The following is a 15,792-nucleotide window of genomic DNA, read 5'->3' as shown; positions in this document are numbered from 1 at the left end:
GCCTTACGATGGAAAGTGACATGAACGAAGCCACGGATCTTTCGGACATTTTGCCTTCGTCTCAAGTCGTTCCCGATCCGCGTATTAAGTCGGACGGTGCAGGCAGCGGACAAGATCTCGCGCTTTCTCCAAAAAGGTTTATGAACCGCGAGTTATCCTGGTTGCAGTTCAACCTGAGGGTTCTTGAAGAAGCCATGAACCCCAATCACCCGTTGCTTGAACGGGTTCGGTTTCTGTCGATTTCAGCCAATAATCTCGATGAATTTTTCATGGTTCGTGTCGCCGGTCTGCGTGGACAGCAAAGGGCGGAAGTTACCAACCTGTCCGATGACGGCCTGACACCGACCGAACAACTGGAAAAAATTAGCGAAGCCGTTCGCGAACTCCAGGCATCGCAGCAAAAGATCTGGGGTGAACTGGGCCGGGAGATTGCCGAAAAAGGGATCGAAATTATTCAGCGTGATACGCTCGGTGAAAGCGAGCGGGTTTGGCTGCAGGACTATTTCCTGAAATTTGTGTTTCCGGTTCTCACACCTCTGGCCATCGACCCGGCGCACCCGTTTCCATTCATTCCCAATCTCGGCTTCTCCATCGTCTTCGAACTGGTTCCTGTGTCCGGTGGCCGGGGCATGATCGCGCTTCTCAGAATTCCCAACCAGGTGGACAGGTTTGTCAAACTGCCAGGAGGCGAGGACGGCGCCGCCCGGTTTATCGCTATCGAAAAAGTGGTCAGCCTTTTCATTGGAAGGCTTTTTCCAGGCTATGAAATCCGCGGCAAGGGGGCCTTCCGCGTCATTCGTGACAGTGACCTTGAGATTGAGGAAGAAGCGGAAGATCTGGTGCGGCTTTTCGAAAGCGCCCTGAAGCGGCGCCGCCGTGGATCTGTGATCCGGCTTGAGATCCAGGAGACAACCCCGCCGGCTTTGCGCGAGTTTGTAGCCGATGCCCTTGATGTCGGTAAAAGCGAAATCTTTCTTGCCAATGGTTTGCTCGCACTGAACAACCTGTCACAGATCGTCGACCTGGAACGCTCTGACCTTAAATTTCAGCCTTATACGGCGCGTTTTCCTGAACGTATCCGGGAACATGGCGGTGATTGTCTTGCTGCCATTCATCAGAAGGACATCATCGTTCACCACCCCTATGAGTCCTTTGACGTGGTTGTGCAATATTTGCGTCAGGCCGCGCGGGACCCGGATGTGGTCGCCATCAAGCAGACGCTTTACCGAACTTCCAACAATTCGCCGATTGTCAAAGCTCTGGCCGAGGCGGCCGAGGCCGGAAAGTCCGTCACAGCGCTGGTGGAACTGAAGGCGCGTTTTGACGAAGCGGCCAACATCAAATGGGCGCGGGACCTGGAACGGGCAGGCGTGCAGGTCGTGTTCGGCTTTATCGAGCTGAAGACACACTCGAAGCTCTCAATGGTCATCAAGCGGGAACACGGACAGCTCAAGACCTACTGCCATATCGGGACCGGCAATTATCATCCGATCACCGCGCGGATATATGAGGATTTGTCGTTCTTCACTGACGATCCCGGCATTGCCGAGGACGCGGCAAGAGTTTTCAATTTCATTACAGGCTATGCTCAGCCGGCCGAATTGAACCATCTGATGGTATCGCCCGTGAATTTACGCCAGCGCATGCTGGAAATGACCGAGGCGGAAATTGAACACGCCAAAGCTGGTCGTCCTGCGCAGATCTGGATGAAGATGAATTCTCTGGTAGATCCGGAAATCATCGATGCCCTCTACCGGGCAAGCCAGGCGGGTGTTCAAATCGACCTGATCATCCGGGGTATCTGCTGCCTGCGGCCGGGCATTGAGGGCCTGTCTGAAAATATCCGGGTCAAGTCTATCGTCGGGCGCTTTTTGGAGCATTCGCGGATTTTCTGCTTCGGCAACGGACAGGGACTGCCTTCGCCGGAAGCACATGTCTATATCGGTTCAGCTGATCTCATGCCGCGCAATATCGACCGTCGTGTCGAAGTGCTGACGCCTTTGTTGACGGCAACCGTTCATGAACAGGTGCTTGACCAGATCATGGTCGCCAATCTGAAAGACAACCAGCAGAGCTGGCGAATTCTTTCGAACGGACGGCACGAGCGCATCGTACCGGGCGCAAATGAAGACCCGTTCAATGCCCATCAGTATTTCATGACGAATCCGTCCCTGTCTGGGCGCGGCAAGTCGTTGAAGAGCGATCGTCCAAAGCCGTTCAATGAACGGCAAAAACGAGGATAGTATGAACGCCCAGTTTCAGCCGGCACGAGGTCGGCTCAACGGGTCCGGACCGATCGCGGTTGTGGACATCGGCTCAAATTCCGTGCGTCTCGTGATTTACGAACGCAAGGCCCGCACTCCCACCATGCTTTTCAACGAAAAGCTGCTTGCCGGGTTGGGGCGAGGGGTTGCTGCAACAGGGCGCTTGGCGGACGATTCCGTGAACCTGGCCTTGAACGAACTGGCCCGCTTCAAAGCATTGATCGAGCACACTGGGTGTCAGGAGACCTACGTCGTTGCAACTGCCGCGGCGCGGGATGCGGCCAATGGCGCTGAGTTTGTGAGCGAAGTTGAAGCCTTCCTGAAATCGCCGGTCCGTATTCTTGACGGAAATGAAGAGGCCTACTACTCGGCCCTCGGCGTGATCGCCGGCTTCTGGCAGCCTCGGGGACTTGTCGGCGATATGGGTGGCGGCAGCCTGGAACTCGTTGAGATCGACAAGAACCTGCCGGGGAAAGGGTCCACTTTCCCGCTTGGCGGATTGCGTCTTTCCGAAGAAGCGGATGGCAAGATACCCAAAGCAGTGAAGATTGCCGAAGCAGCATTGAGCGATTACGACTGGCCGGATCTTGCCCCCGGTGAACGCACCTTTTACGCGGTTGGTGGAACTTGGCGATCTTTGGGGCGGCTGCATTTGATGCAGAATGACTATCCCTTGCACGTTATGCACAATTACGAAATTGCTGCGGAAGAGGCGATCGAGTTCTGCCGCAAGGTTGCAGTGCCTAATCTGGACGGCGTCGACAAAGGGGAAATCATCTCTAAACAGCGCCGACCGCTTGTGCCGATCGGTGCAGTGGTACTGGAACAGGTGTTGACGGCCATGAAGGCCGAGCGGGTGATTTTCTCGGCCACCGGAGTGCGCGAAGGTCTCCTGCACGAAACCTTGCCTGCAGACATGCAGTCCCAGGATCCTGTCATCGAGGCAGCACGTGAACTTTGTGTCTTGCGTGCCCGATCGCCAGAGCATGCAGAGGAGTTGATTGCCTGGACAGACAAGCTGTTCAAGGTTCTGGAGATCGAGGAAACCGCCAACGAGACACGCTTGCGTCACGCCGCCTGCCTTTTGTCCGACATCGGCTGGCGCGCACATCCGGACTATCGTGGCGAGCAGAGTTTGAACATTATTTCCAACGCCTCGTTTGTCGGGCTGGATCATGCGAGCCGGGCGTATCTGGCGGCGGCTGTCTTTTACCGGCACCAGGGCTTGAGAGAAGGAGCTCTGTCTTCCGTGATCCGGCAGCTGTTCACGGACCGACTGCGTATTCGAGCCAAGGTACTGGGTGCAACGCTGCGTGTTGCATCGCTCCTGAGCGCCTCCATGGCTGGCACGCTACCGCAAGTGGGTATCTCATCCATCGCGGGAGGCATTTCGCTCGACCTTGGCAAGAAACTAGCGGATCTAGAGGGCGAACGCCTGCGAAAGCGTGCAGCTCAACTTGGCAAGGCAATCAGCGCCACAGTTGAGATTGATACCGGCCTAAACAAATAGGAACGCACTCTCATGTCGCGGCCTCAGGTAGTTTTTCAGGTCCACCGGACTGCGTCACGCCGCTTGATCGGCCAACCAGGCCGATCTGCGCGCCACTCCTTGCCGGCGAACCCGAAAATCCATCGAATAGGTTCTATTTTGCTGAGGTTGGTATAGGCCGTCTAGGTCTTGTGCCGTTCGTAGGACGGCACAGCGTTCGGCGGCTTATTCCGCCGCTTGCCTTTTGGGCTCAGCCGGAGCTGGTTGATCGAGAGCGACAATCTGACGGTTCTGGAACGCAAGGGCGACTTCGCCGCGCTTAAGTTTCAAAGCGGTTTCTCCGAAGAGCTCCCGGCGCCATCCTTTCATGGCGGCAACGTCCGCAGCATCGTCCGCCGCGATCTTCTCAAGATCATCGACTGTTGCGATCACCTTGGCGGCAACGCCATTGGCCTCGCTGACAAGCTTTAAAAGGACTTTCAAAAGGTCGACCGCCGCCGCAGATCCGTCAGGCGCTTGGCGACCCTTGGGCAATGTTGGCAATTTTTCTTTTGGAAGAGCAAGCGCTTTGCGAACGGACTTCAGGATCTCGTCGGCCGATTTGGAACGCTCAAAACCTCGGGGAATGGTTCTCAAACGGCCGAGCGCTTCAGTGTCCTGTGGCTGCTGTGCAGCAAGCTCGTAGATTGCATCGTCCTTCACAACCCGGCTGCGCGGCACATTTCGGGACTGGGCTTCCCGTTCACGCCAGGCTGCAACTTCCATCATAACGGCCAATTCGATGGGCTTGCGCACCCGAAGCTTCAGCCGTTTCCATGCCTGTTCTGGAACGGTTCTGTAGGTGGTGACAGACGTCAGCACCTCCATTTCGTCCTGAACCCAGTGACTGCGGTTTTGTTCGGCCAGGTTCGCCTTCAGGAACTGATAGGCGTCCCGTAGATGGGTGACGTCGGCAAGTGCATAGTCAAGCTGCTTGTTTGTAAGAGGACGCCGGGCCCAGTCAGTGAAACGGGAGGACTTGTCAATCCGGGCACCGGTAACCTTGTAGATAAGTTGATCGTATGAAATTGAGTCGCCAAAGCCACACACCATCGCTGCGACCTGAGTGTCGAACAGAGGGGCCGGGATGAGTTCGCCCAGGTGGTAGATGATTTCAATATCTTGACGCGCTGCGTGGAACACCTTGGTCACGCTTGCATCACGCATGAGCTCGAAAAAGGGTTCCAGATCAAGCCCTTCGGAAAGCGCATCGACTATGAAGGCCATATCTGGTCCAGCCATCTGAATAACGCAGAGCTTGGGCCAGAAAGTGGTTTCACGGAGAAATTCCGTGTCTACCGTAACGTAGTCATTTGCTGCAAGGCGCTGGCAGGCAGCGGCGAGGTCTTTTGTTTTTGTAATCACATGCATGGTGACGTTCAGCTATACCTGAGTTCTGCCGCTTTGTCGCCACGAAATGGCATTTTTGGACAGCACTCTACTTGAAAAGGCGCAAAATGTGCGCCTATGTTGACATGAGCTGAAGCAAAACCTGTCGGGACTGGGAAGTGTATATGCGCAAGATACTTGTGGTGAATTCCAAAGGGGGCTGCGGGAAGACAACCGTCGCCACGAATCTCGCCGTTGCACTCGCCGCCCGCGGCGAAGATGTAGCGCTCGCCGATGCGGATCGTCAGAAATCCGCATTGGCTTGGGTGAAACGCCGTCCCAAACATCTCAACAAGATTGAAGCTTTGAATTGGACAAAAGAAAGCGCGATTGGAGAAAAGGACAAGAACCTGGATGCGATTGTGATCGACGGGCCGGGAGGCCTGAGATCTGAACTTGCCAAGAACCTGATTGCCGAAGCAACCGACATTGTGGTCCCGGTTCTGGCAAGCGCGTTTGACTGGAATGCAACACTGAAATTCCTCGACGGAATTTCGGATATCAAACGTGTTCGGAAAGGCAAAGCTGAGATTCTCGTGGTGGCCAATCGAATCAACAGGCGGTCAACACAGGTCGCCGACCTTGAACAGACCCTCTCAAAGAAGGGCTACCCGCTGTTGGCCAGAATTTCCGATCGTGTTCTTTATGCGCGTCACGCAGCCGCGGGGACAGGTGTCTTTGATGTGATGGACAACAAGTCCCATGAAATCCGTGGCCAATGGCATCCACTTCTTCAGGCGGTGGATACGTAGGGCTTTCTGGTTTTGCCGCGTAATCATCTGACCGCTGAGTCGCGGAAAGCGATTTCGATTGTATCTGAAATGCCTTGGTGCTCATCGCAATCCCGGTAGGAGCGGCGATGAATTTAACAGAGCTGCGAGCCTATCGGTCTGGAGCTTTCCAAGCTGAACGTGTCGTCTTCCTTTTGTGATAGCCGCCGTGTTTTTCGCATGGATGTAAGGCATGACAGCATTGCCCCGGAAAAATCCGGGGCAAGTGTGATCCTGGGCGACAAACCGCAAAACGTGTGTGAACAAGTTTGCGGATTGCGTCATGCGTGCTGTTCAGCCTCCCATTTGAGCTGTGCATTGACCGAGACTCCGTACTTGAACATGTCGAACGTGAAATCGCGAAGTGGCGCACCTGATGCAATCTTTTTCGGAAGGTCTGGGTTAAGCATGGCCGACTTGCCGATGGACACAAAGTCCGCGAGCTGGTCTTCAATGATTTGGTTCGCCAAACCAATGTCCTGAAGCCCGCCATTGGCAATGACAGGCAGGCCCGTCAAGCTGCGTGCAAAGGCCGTGAGGTTCTCACCTGTCTTTGCTGTACTGTGATAGGTGTATCCGCCTTTTTCGCTTGCAAGGTGAATGTAGTCCGCTCCAGCTTCAGCAACCTCGCTGAATATCACGCGGGCATCTTCGAGGCCGTTCGGCCAGAAATAGTCCTGAACGGTTGCCTTGGCCTGGGACAAGCGCACACCGACGATAAAGTCCGGTGAGGCTCTTTGTTGAGCCATCGATAAAATGTCGGTTGTCAGTCGCAGTCGATTTTCAAGCTTCCCGCCATAAGTATCGCTGCGAAGATTTGTTTCCGGTGTGAGGAACTGATCAAGGAGGTATCCGTTCGCGCAGTGGATCTCCACGCCATCGAAGCCTGCGGCTTCTGCCCGCATGGTTGCCTCAACGAAGGCGGAACCTATTGAAAGAATGTCATTCACCGACAGCTCACGGGGCACATCATAGTGTCCTTGTCGGGGCCCATACCCTTGCAGCATTTGACCCCTGGGGCGCACAGGCGAAGGCGCAAAGGTCGTCTCTACGGATTGCGACACCGCACCGGCATGAATGAGCTGCAGTATGATCTTGCCATTTTCCCGTTTGACAGCTTCGACAACGGTCTGCCAGCCAGCCTCATGACTGTTGGTTACAAGGCCGGGCTGATTGCCGTAACACTGCGAACAGATGTCGTCCACGAAAGCTCCTTCAGCGATCAGTAAACCAAACCCACCGCGCGAAAAGTCAGCGTAGTAGTTGGCCATTTCACGCGTTGGAGTACCATCCGGTTTAGCGGATGCGCGTGACATGGGAGCAAGCACCAGTCGGTTTGAAAATGATTTTGACCCGATAGTTGCCGGACTCAGGAGTGCAGATTGGTCGGACATGATTTTTCCGTCTGTTGAACGTGATGCTCAAGAGGTAGAAAGCGCATGATTTTCTGACAAGTACGCAATATTTTGGCATATACATACAAAAGGGTAACTATTGGGACTTGTTATGGGAACGCTGACCGATCCGATGTTTTGCCCGACCGAAACTGCACTAGGCGTTATCGGCGGGAAGTGGAAGGGCATGATCCTCTGGTGCATTTGCCGGAAAACCATTCGTTTCAACGAGTTGCACAGGATGATTCCATCGATTTCACAACGCATGCTCACCAAGCAGCTGCGGGAACTCGAAGAGAGCGGTATCATCGAACGGAAAGTCTATGCTCAGGTTCCGCCCAAGGTGGAATACAGCTTGAGTTCACATGGCAGAAGGCTGAAGCCAATTCTGGACCTGTTGGAAGACTGGTCCCGTGAATACCTGGAACAGCGTCAGCAAGAGTGAGAAGACGGGAATAGACTTAGCAGCGAGAAAGCTGTGAGGTAAACGATCAGGAACTCCCGGGGGCCACGGCCGTGTCTCCCTTGACTTTCGCTCCGCAACATGGCTTGTGCAGCCCGACACGGCCTGCCTCTGGCGGGCCGTAATGATTTTCTATGCCAAGAAGAATGTTGAGGAACAAGAATGCACCCCTACCGTAGTCACACGTGCGGTGATCTCCGTCTGACCGACGAAGGCCAGACCATCCGTCTTTCCGGCTGGGTCCACCGGGTCCGAGATCATGGCGGGGTGCTGTTCATCGATTTGCGCGATCATTACGGCATGACACAGTGCGTCGTTGACCCTGATTCGGACGCCTTTGGACTTGCCGAGACGGTTCGCTCCGAATGGTGCATCCGCATCGACGGCAATGTTAAGAAGCGGACAGACGAAACCATCAATTCCGAGCTGCCGACAGGTGAAATCGAAGTCTTCATCCGCGAAATGGAAGTACTCGGTTCGGCCAAGGAACTGCCGCTGCCCGTTTTTGGTGAGCTGGACTACCCGGAAGAAGTTCGTCTGAAGTACCGGTTCCTCGATTTGCGCCGCGAAAAGCTGCACGACAACATGATCCTGCGGTCGAACGTGGTGCGTGATCTTCGGGATCGCATGTGGGATATCGGCTTCAACGAATTCCAGACACCGATTATCACGGCTTCTTCGCCGGAAGGTGCGCGTGACTTTCTGGTGCCGTCTCGTCTGCATCCGGGAAAGTTCTACGCGCTCCCGCAAGCTCCTCAGCAGTTCAAGCAGCTGCTGATGGTTTCCGGCTTTGACAAATACTTCCAGATTGCCCCGTGTTTCCGGGACGAGGACCCGCGTGCTGATCGGTCGCCGACCGATTTTTATCAGCTCGACATGGAAATGTCGTTCGTTACCCAGCAGGAAGTCTTCGACACAATCGAGCCGGTGATTGCAGGATGTTTCGAGCGTTTCGGAAAGGGACGACCGGTCAACCGCAACTGGCCGCAGATTTCCTACAAGGATTCCGCACTCTGGTACGGCACAGACAAGCCGGACCTCAGAAACCCGATCAAGATGCAGATTGTATCTGAGCATTTCGCCGGATCGGGCTTTGCAATCTTTGCAAATCTCCTGGAGCAGCCGGGAACCGAGATTCGTGCCATTCCGGCACCGAAAGGCGGCAGCCGCAAGTTCTGCGACCGCATGAACAAGTTCGCGCAGGGCGAAGGCCTTCCTGGCATGGGATACATCTTCTGGCGCAAGGCCGAAGACGGATCCATGGAGGCCGCTGGTCCGCTTGCCAAGAACATTGGTCCGGAGCGCACGGAAGCCATTCGTGTTCAGCTGGGTCTTGAGGTCGGCGACGCGGCCTTTTTCCTGGGCGGCAAGCCGAAGCAGTTCACCGCCGTTGCCGCGAAAGCGCGTGTCATCATCGGTGAGGAACTCGGTCATACCGACAAGGAGCGATTTGAGTTTGCCTGGATTGTCGACTTCCCAATCTATGAACGGGATGAGGAAACCGGCGAGATCGACTTTGAGCACAACCCTTTCTCCATGCCGCAAGGCGGCATGGAAGCGCTGGCAGGCGACCCGCTGGAAGTTCTTGGCTGGCAATACGATCTGTCCTGCAACGGTCACGAACTCGTTTCCGGTGCCATCCGGAACCACAAGCCGGAAATCATGTACAAAGCGTTCGAGATTGCTGGATATCCTGCTGAGGAAGTCAACAACCGGTTCGGTGGCATGGTCAACGCGTTCCAGTATGGTGCTCCGCCGCACGGAGGTTGCGCAGCCGGTATCGACCGCATGGTGATGCTGCTTGCGGATGAAGCCAATATCCGCGAAGTCATGCTCTTCCCGATGAACCAGAAAGCGGAAGATCTGATGATGAGTGCGCCAAGCGACGCGACGCCTGCGCAGCTCCGAGATTTGCATTTGCGCCTTAATTTGCCAGAAGCTTAGGCAAAGGGGCGACTTGCAGGAAACCGCACTTTAAGAGTACCCCTCTAGCAACGAGAGGGACTGCGGGGCCGGTAGGGACGGCCCCGCTTCAGTCGGGCTAAAGCCCCATGAAAAGGCAAAGCGGCGTGCGAAACCCGTTTAAATCGAAGACCTGGACGGACCCGAACGGCACGGTTCAGCTGATCAAGCGGCTGTTCAGCGAGAATTTCAGAACCTATATCCCGAAATATCTCGTTGCCTTCGTTTTCATGGCCATGATCGCGGCGACAACGGCGGCAAGCGCCTGGATCATGCGTGACGTCGTCAACGAAGTCTTTGTCAACAAAGACTCCACCATGGTCTATGTCATCGCTCTGGCTGTCCTTCTCATATTCACGCTCAAAGGTGCCTCGACATTCGGTCAGATGGTCGTCCTGGCGCGTGTCGGGAACGCCATCGTCGCAGACCTTCAAAGGCGGATGTTCGACCATCTGGTGCGCCAGGATCAGACCTATTTCGACAAGATGTCGCTCGCGGAAATCGGTGTGCGGGTCGCTCAGGGTGTCGGTGCCGCCAGAACCACGCTCGATCTGATTATCGTTACGCTTGGCAGGGATATTCTGACCTTGATCGGACTGGTGTTCGTGATGATCGTGCAGAACCCGCTGCTCAGCGTTTTCGCTCTTGTCATCATGCCACCAGCCGTCGTCGGCGTTGCTGTGCTGGTGAGGCGGGTCAAGCTCTATGTCAAGCGTCAGGTTGTCTCAAGCGCGAAGATCCAGGCCACCTTGCAGGAAACGGTTCTTGGCGTGCGTATCGTCAAGGCCTTTGGCATGGAACCTGCGATGCGTAAGCGCATGGAAGTCGGCGTCCTTGAAGTCCAAAGACAATCGAACAAGATCGCATCGCTGACCGCAAGAACGTCGCCGCTGATGGATACACTCGGCGGTTTTGCGATAGCTTTGGTGATCTTCTACGGCGGTTATTCAGTTATTGAGCTCGATCAGGATCCAGGCGCGCTGTTCTCTTTCATCACGGCACTTCTGCTCGCCTATGATCCGGCTCGGCGTCTTGCCAGGTTGAATGTCAACCTGGGCAAGCAGATCGTCGGACTTCGGCTCATGTATGAGCTCGTTGACCGCGAACCCGCAATGAAAGACACCGAAGCGTCCCGGGACCTTGAGGTAAGCGGCGGCCGGATCGAATTGAAGGATGTTGTCTTCACCTATGGTGAAAGTGCCGCGCTTTCCGGAACAAGCTTTGTTGCCGAGCCGGGCAAAATGACGGCTCTTGTTGGCGCTTCAGGTGCCGGCAAGTCGACCGTTTTTGCGCTGATCGAACGTTTTTACGATCCGGCGTCTGGTGCCATTCATGTTGATGGCGTTGATATCAGATCCTTCAAGATTGCCTCTTTGCGCTCTCAGATTGCCTATGTCGGTCAAGATTCCTTCCTGTTTAATATCAGCGTTCGCGAGAACATTGCTGTCGGCAAAGCCGGGGCAACGGAGGAGGAAATTGAGGCGGCAGCACGTTCAGCGAACGCGCATGAATTCATAACGCGATTGCCGGAAGGGTATGAAACGCGGTGCGGCGAAGGAGGCAGCAATCTGTCGGGTGGTCAGCGCCAGCGTATTGCAATCGCACGAGCCATGCTTCGTGACGCGCCTATCTTGCTGCTTGATGAAGCAACTTCAGCACTCGATGCGGAATCTGAGGCAAAAATTCAAGCGGCTCTTGAAACTCTGATGCAGGGCCGGACCACCCTGGTCATTGCCCATCGCCTCAGCACGGTGCGTCATGCCTACAAGATCCATGTCATGGACCAGGGTAAAGTCATCGAAAGCGGTACACACGATGAGCTTTATGAGCACGATGGTACCTATCGGCGACTTTGCGAGTTACAGTTCCAGAGCCGAAACCAGGCAGCTGAATAAATCGGAGCTTCCCTGATACAACAATGGCCGGAAATTTGTCCGGCCATTGTTGTTCTTGTTCATCCGATTACCGGCTTCACTGATTGGCGGTGATGCCGACCGAAAGGATCTGCGGGATCATTTGCGGTGCCAGCATCGCGGTTCCCATGATCTGTGATACCGGTACAGGGGCGCCAGGCGTCGCGGTGACTTCGAGCGAACCAGGTGTCGTCAGGTATTCAGTAACGGCCTCGGTAACCTGTGCTTCAAGTTCCTTGTTCTGAAGCATCCCGAGCATGAGCGGCAATGTACCGGTCAGGCCGGCAACGTATTGCGGGGTCTCGACACCGGCCTTCTGTGCTTCCTGATTGAGAATGCGTCCGGTCAGCGAGGCATCGTCCAGACGGACCTTGGCATTTTCTATTGTCACATTCTGCAGAAGCGCCATTGCTTCTTCCGGCTTGTCAGATGTTTCATCCAGCTGATTGACGACATCTCGTGTGACACCGCCAAGAGACAGGGAAAGCGAGAGGCTTGCCGCATCCTTGGCGTCGATCTTGAGTTCAGGGATCACGAGTGTTGCCGCGTCCGGATCCCACTTACCCTGGCCAGAGATATCCATGGAAAGTGTCTCATAGCCGAGATCAGCCAGTGCCTTGGTTTCCTTGGCTTCCAGCTGTTTGACGTCGATTGTCGCTCCCGTGACCGCGAAACTGCCGCTTGTGGGAAGGTCTCCGTCCATTCCGTCAATGGATGACGCAATTTTGGTTATGTCGGCGATCTTTCCGTCTTCATCGCGTATCTCAATCGTGTTGGCTTCGAAGGTCTTGTAGCCTGGGCCAACAGGCGGTGTACCGGCTTTGACTTCATCAGGAGACGGCAAAAGAAGGTCTGTAACGGTAAGTGAGCTCAGGGACATGCCACCGTCATCAGCCGTGAGTTCCAGATTTTCCAGATCAAGACCTGACAGCTTCAGCCGTCCGTCTCCCTGAACGGTGCCACCGGCAAGCGTTGTTGCGCCGATGGTCGCCTTTGCGTTTTCATCCGCGTCATTGGAAACGACTATGTCTTTGATCACGACCGTATCGCCTGAAACGTCAACAGAACCGTAGCTTTCAACGGTTCCTTCTTCTGAATCAATCAGTGTCAGAAAGGCGTCGGCAACGTCGTTGCCGGTTGGATCGAATGCGAGTGCAGGAGCAGCCTGCAGGGCAATAAGGCTAACCGCTGTCGACAGACCGACAGCCAAACGGTTTGAACGCGAAAACATCTTTTTATACTCCACCAAACTAGGGCGGCCTCACTCTGCTCCAAGTTCCGTCATGAAACAAGGCGTAAGCAGATCTGACGATGGTTCACATTTGCCCGTAAAGACTTGTTTGCCTTCAGGCGGCAGCCTTTTCCTGAAAAGTTCCGTTGGCGCGTTCGATATCTTCAATTGTCGGCAGGCTGGCTTCATTGCCAAGATGTTGGATGGCGTGTGTCGATGCGCCGCGTGCAAACCTGAAATGCTGGTCCCAGCTGTTTTCCGGCCAACGCAGATAGGAGGCGATGTAGGCACCGTGGAAAACATCGCCGGCACCATTGGAATCAACCACTTTGTCCAGAGGTACAGCTAGGGCAGGCAGGACCTTGTCCGGGCCACCCGCTTCATACCAGACCGTGCCATGTTCGCCGAGAGTGACTGCGCCAACGGGACAGTTCTTGGATCTCAGGTATTGCAGTGTCTCGCCGGTCGTCTTTCCGAGTTGCTGGCAGAAACGCTCTGAAACGACAGGCACATCGATATACTCCAGCAGCTCATCGGTGTTCTCTCGAACAGCGCCTCCATCAAGAGATGTCAGTATGCCGAGGCCTTTGCAGGTCTTGGCATAGTGCAAGGCGGCATCAGGCATGTGGCCGTCCAGATGAAGAGCCTTCATCCCAGTGAGTGTCAGTGGCGGGAAGGGGTGCAGAAATTCATTGTCGCGACAGCGAACAATCGCACGCTTTCCACCGTGGGGCATGATGAAGGAAAGGGAGGACTCGCGCACTTTCCGACCGTGAATGGAGATCCCGTAGGCCGCTGCCATATCCAGAAACATCCGTGCCAGCCAATCGTCGGCCTGAGAACACAGCACATCCGGTTTTCCACCCAACTTCGCGCAACAAAATGCTGCCGTCACCGCATTGCCGCCAAAACTGATGGCATAATCTTCGGCGATTGCTTTTTCGTCGCCGGTCGGCAGACAGTCGGTCAGAAAAGTGACGTCGATATAGGCCTGTCCAATAAACAACGCCTGCATGCAAACCTCCATTCATCAGGTTCCGCGTTCAAACCGCACCTAAACACAACAGCCTGGCGGACAGCTTTGATCTGGATGAAATTCCATCACATTCAGTCCTTGTTTACCCAGATCAGCGATTGTCAGAAAGAGTTTATTCGCGAACGGGTTCCAGCGTTGTCCTTCCGGTATATGGGTTTTGCAAAGACGGTGATGATCGCCCTCGCGTTGGCGACCGCTCCGCTGTTTGCAGGCAACATCATACTGGATCAATACGCCGAACGCCGCGCCATCACCGAAATGGAGGCGATGGGCAAAGCTTCGATCCAGCGGGCAGAAGAAGTCATCAGTGCCACCGTCGCCGTGTTGCAGAGGCTTGACCGGGACAAGATCGAGACTTGCAGCGCTGAAGACCGTGTCATCTTTGAAAAGCAGATTGTCGAGCACGGCATGATTGATGCCATCGGTCTGGTAGATGCCATCGGTCAGCGCATGTGCATCATTCCGGACCGGGATCTGGCGGGCAAAGTCGTTCTCCCGCCGCTGCGGGTGGATGGCCCGCTGGTCGGCATCGGCATGCTGGATCGCGCCTATCTCGGCGCGCGCGCTGCTGTGATCAGCTGGGACCTGAAAAACCAGACACGACTATTTGCTGAAGTGACGCCGGCCGTTATCGCGCTCGACCCGGGACCCGAATACCTGCGGTCCTATCGGCGAACGGAGCTGCGTTTGGGCGATAATCTGCTCTGGTATGACGTCGGCGGCTATAATTCCGAAGCAACAACCCCGGAAGAACAGCTCAATGTCGAGGTGGCATCCGAGTTGTATCCGCTTGTTGCGACTGTGACTGCACCAGTGTCGGCTGCTGCATTTGTGGTTCAGGATCTTAAAGTTATTGCGGCCGCGGCATGTGCAGGCATTGCAGTGCTTTTTGTCGCGATTGGTGTCTGGCTGTCTTGGCGGCCCGAGAGTGAAGCCAACGATGAGTTTGTTGCGGCAATTCGCAATGGTGAGTTCATTCCGTATTACCAGCCGGTCATGGACATCGAGAGTGGCCGTCTGCGTGGCTGTGAGATCCTGATGCGTTGGCGCCGTCCGAACGGCAATATCGTCTCGCCGGGCCAGTTCATGGCCTATGCCGAGAACAACGGACATATCTTCGACATGACGCGTCAGATGATGCGCATCTCATCTGAAGAAGTTGGCGACCTTTACGGCGAGAACCCGGATCTGAAAATGTCCGTCAACCTGTTTGCCGGCCACTTCCTTGATCGTGAGATCATTTCAGACATTCGGTCAATCTTTGAAAATTCCAAGATTTCCTATCAGCAGATTGTTGTTGAAGTGACCGAGCGCCACCCGCTTGAGGACATGGAACTGGCTCGCAAGATCATGGCCGAACTGCAGGCTCTTGGCGTACGCGTGGCACTGGACGATGTTGGAACGGGCCATGGCGGCATGGCTTATCTGCAAAAGCTCGGTGTTGATATTATCAAGATCGACAAGATGTTCATCGACACGATCGGCTCCGATGACAATTCAACGACGATTGTCGACTCCATGGTCGAACTTGCCGACAATCTTGGCATGGGCATCATTGCGGAAGGCGTTGAGCAGGAAGAGCAGATCGAGCGTCTTCTCGAACTTGGAGTGACAGCAGCACAGGGCTATTTCTTTGCGCAGCCCATGTCGGCCGAAGACTTTATTGCCTTCGCGGAAAAGACCGAGGAAGAAGCCCGCGAGCGCGCACGCCTGGCTGCTGAAGCAGCTGCGGCGGAGCAAGCCGCATCGGAAGCGGCGATGACCGCATCTGCTGCCTAAAATTTCCCCAATGGAAATTACTGTTGTTTCCCCAAGCCTTTAGTTGCTGAGGTTCGGGGTTGC

General features: G+C 55.1%; 11 protein-coding genes. 7 read left to right on the top strand and 4 right to left on the bottom strand.

The annotated features are described in order from the left end of the window. Positions 1-20: 20 nt before the first annotated feature. Positions 21-2,243 carry an RNA degradosome polyphosphate kinase gene (locus tag Q0835_RS00700; RefSeq protein WP_298814328.1) on the top strand — a complete coding sequence of 741 codons (2,223 nt, stop codon included), beginning with the start codon at positions 21-23 and terminating at the stop codon, positions 2,241-2,243. Between the two features lies 1 nt (position 2,244). Continuing rightward, positions 2,245-3,774 carry a Ppx/GppA phosphatase family protein gene (locus tag Q0835_RS00695; protein ID WP_298957810.1) on the top strand — a complete coding sequence of 510 codons (1,530 nt, stop codon included), beginning with the start codon at positions 2,245-2,247 and terminating at the stop codon, positions 3,772-3,774. A gap of 204 nt (positions 3,775-3,978) precedes the next feature. Here the strand turns inward: Q0835_RS00695 and rnd are convergent, their stop codons facing one another. Beyond that, positions 3,979-5,163 carry a ribonuclease D gene (gene rnd, locus Q0835_RS00690; protein ID WP_298814323.1) on the bottom strand — a complete coding sequence of 395 codons (1,185 nt, stop codon included), beginning with the start codon at positions 5,161-5,163 and terminating at the stop codon, positions 3,979-3,981. 143 nt (positions 5,164-5,306) lie between these two features. On the opposite strand from rnd, the gene Q0835_RS00685 reads away from it, so the two are divergent. Next, positions 5,307-5,933: a ParA family protein gene (locus Q0835_RS00685; protein WP_298814322.1), complete on the top strand. Its 627-nt coding sequence runs from the start codon at positions 5,307-5,309 to the stop codon at positions 5,931-5,933. Positions 5,934-6,232: 299 nt separating this feature from the next. Here the strand turns inward: Q0835_RS00685 and Q0835_RS00680 are convergent, their stop codons facing one another. Further along, the gene (locus tag Q0835_RS00680; RefSeq protein ID WP_298957808.1) at positions 6,233-7,345 is read right to left on the bottom strand and encodes an NADH:flavin oxidoreductase; all 1,113 of its coding nucleotides are present in this window, start codon (positions 7,343-7,345) and stop codon (positions 6,233-6,235) included. 112 nt (positions 7,346-7,457) lie between these two features. Between Q0835_RS00680 and Q0835_RS00675 the strand changes: the two genes are divergently transcribed. The 3 genes from Q0835_RS00675 to Q0835_RS00665 all read left to right on the top strand — a co-directional run bounded on the left by Q0835_RS00675 (position 7,458) and on the right by Q0835_RS00665 (position 11,665). Beyond that, complete coding sequence (locus Q0835_RS00675) at positions 7,458-7,790, top strand: helix-turn-helix domain-containing protein (RefSeq protein ID WP_298814320.1); 333 nt, start codon at positions 7,458-7,460, stop codon at positions 7,788-7,790. A gap of 180 nt (positions 7,791-7,970) precedes the next feature. Beyond that, positions 7,971-9,752 (top strand): aspartate--tRNA ligase, encoded by a 1,782-nt coding sequence (aspS, locus tag Q0835_RS00670; protein WP_298957806.1) that lies wholly within the window; start codon positions 7,971-7,973, stop codon positions 9,750-9,752. A 107-nt stretch (positions 9,753-9,859) separates the two neighbouring features. Beyond that, positions 9,860-11,665 carry an ABC transporter ATP-binding protein gene (locus Q0835_RS00665; RefSeq protein WP_298957804.1) on the top strand — a complete coding sequence of 602 codons (1,806 nt, stop codon included), beginning with the start codon at positions 9,860-9,862 and terminating at the stop codon, positions 11,663-11,665. Between the two features lie 76 nt (positions 11,666-11,741). On the opposite strand, the gene Q0835_RS00660 is transcribed toward Q0835_RS00665, so the two are convergent. Both Q0835_RS00660 and Q0835_RS00655 read right to left on the bottom strand, forming a co-directional pair. Further along, positions 11,742-12,914, bottom strand: a complete 1,173-nt coding sequence (locus tag Q0835_RS00660; protein ID WP_298957802.1) for a hypothetical protein — start codon at positions 12,912-12,914, stop codon at positions 11,742-11,744. 115 nt (positions 12,915-13,029) lie between these two features. After that, complete coding sequence (locus Q0835_RS00655; protein WP_298814312.1) at positions 13,030-13,929, bottom strand: sugar kinase; 900 nt, start codon at positions 13,927-13,929, stop codon at positions 13,030-13,032. Positions 13,930-14,004: 75 nt separating this feature from the next. On the opposite strand from Q0835_RS00655, the gene Q0835_RS00650 reads away from it, so the two are divergent. Continuing rightward, entirely contained in the window at positions 14,005-15,729 is a 1,725-nt protein-coding gene (locus Q0835_RS00650) for an EAL domain-containing protein (RefSeq protein WP_298814310.1), read from the top strand. Positions 15,730-15,792: the final 63 nt, after the last annotated feature.

Origin of the sequence: uncultured Roseibium sp. (genome assembly GCF_947499295.1) — a bacterium.
GTDB lineage: Bacteria > Pseudomonadota > Alphaproteobacteria > Rhizobiales > Stappiaceae > Roseibium.
Note: the sequence above shows the minus strand (reverse complement) of the source record. Positions and strands in the feature narration are given on the sequence as shown.

Excerpts from the sequence above, each read along its gene's own strand:
- Q0835_RS00660 (WP_298957802.1), bottom strand. The coding sequence starts at position 12,914 with ATGTTTTCGCGTTCAAACCGTTTGGCTGTCGGTCTGTCGACAGCGGTT.
- aspS (WP_298957806.1), top strand. The coding sequence starts at position 7,971 with ATGCACCCCTACCGTAGTCACACGTGCGGTGATCTCCGTCTGACCGAC.
- Q0835_RS00650 (WP_298814310.1), top strand. The coding sequence starts at position 14,005 with ATGAAATTCCATCACATTCAGTCCTTGTTTACCCAGATCAGCGATTGT.
- Q0835_RS00680 (WP_298957808.1), bottom strand. The coding sequence starts at position 7,345 with ATGTCCGACCAATCTGCACTCCTGAGTCCGGCAACTATCGGGTCAAAA.
- Q0835_RS00675 (WP_298814320.1), top strand. The coding sequence starts at position 7,458 with ATGGGAACGCTGACCGATCCGATGTTTTGCCCGACCGAAACTGCACTA.
- Q0835_RS00655 (WP_298814312.1), bottom strand. The coding sequence starts at position 13,929 with ATGCAGGCGTTGTTTATTGGACAGGCCTATATCGACGTCACTTTTCTG.
- Q0835_RS00695 (WP_298957810.1), top strand. The coding sequence starts at position 2,245 with ATGAACGCCCAGTTTCAGCCGGCACGAGGTCGGCTCAACGGGTCCGGA.
- Q0835_RS00685 (WP_298814322.1), top strand. The coding sequence starts at position 5,307 with ATGCGCAAGATACTTGTGGTGAATTCCAAAGGGGGCTGCGGGAAGACA.
- Q0835_RS00700 (WP_298814328.1), top strand. The coding sequence starts at position 21 with ATGAACGAAGCCACGGATCTTTCGGACATTTTGCCTTCGTCTCAAGTC.
- Q0835_RS00665 (WP_298957804.1), top strand. The coding sequence starts at position 9,860 with ATGAAAAGGCAAAGCGGCGTGCGAAACCCGTTTAAATCGAAGACCTGG.
- rnd (WP_298814323.1), bottom strand. The coding sequence starts at position 5,163 with ATGCATGTGATTACAAAAACAAAAGACCTCGCCGCTGCCTGCCAGCGC.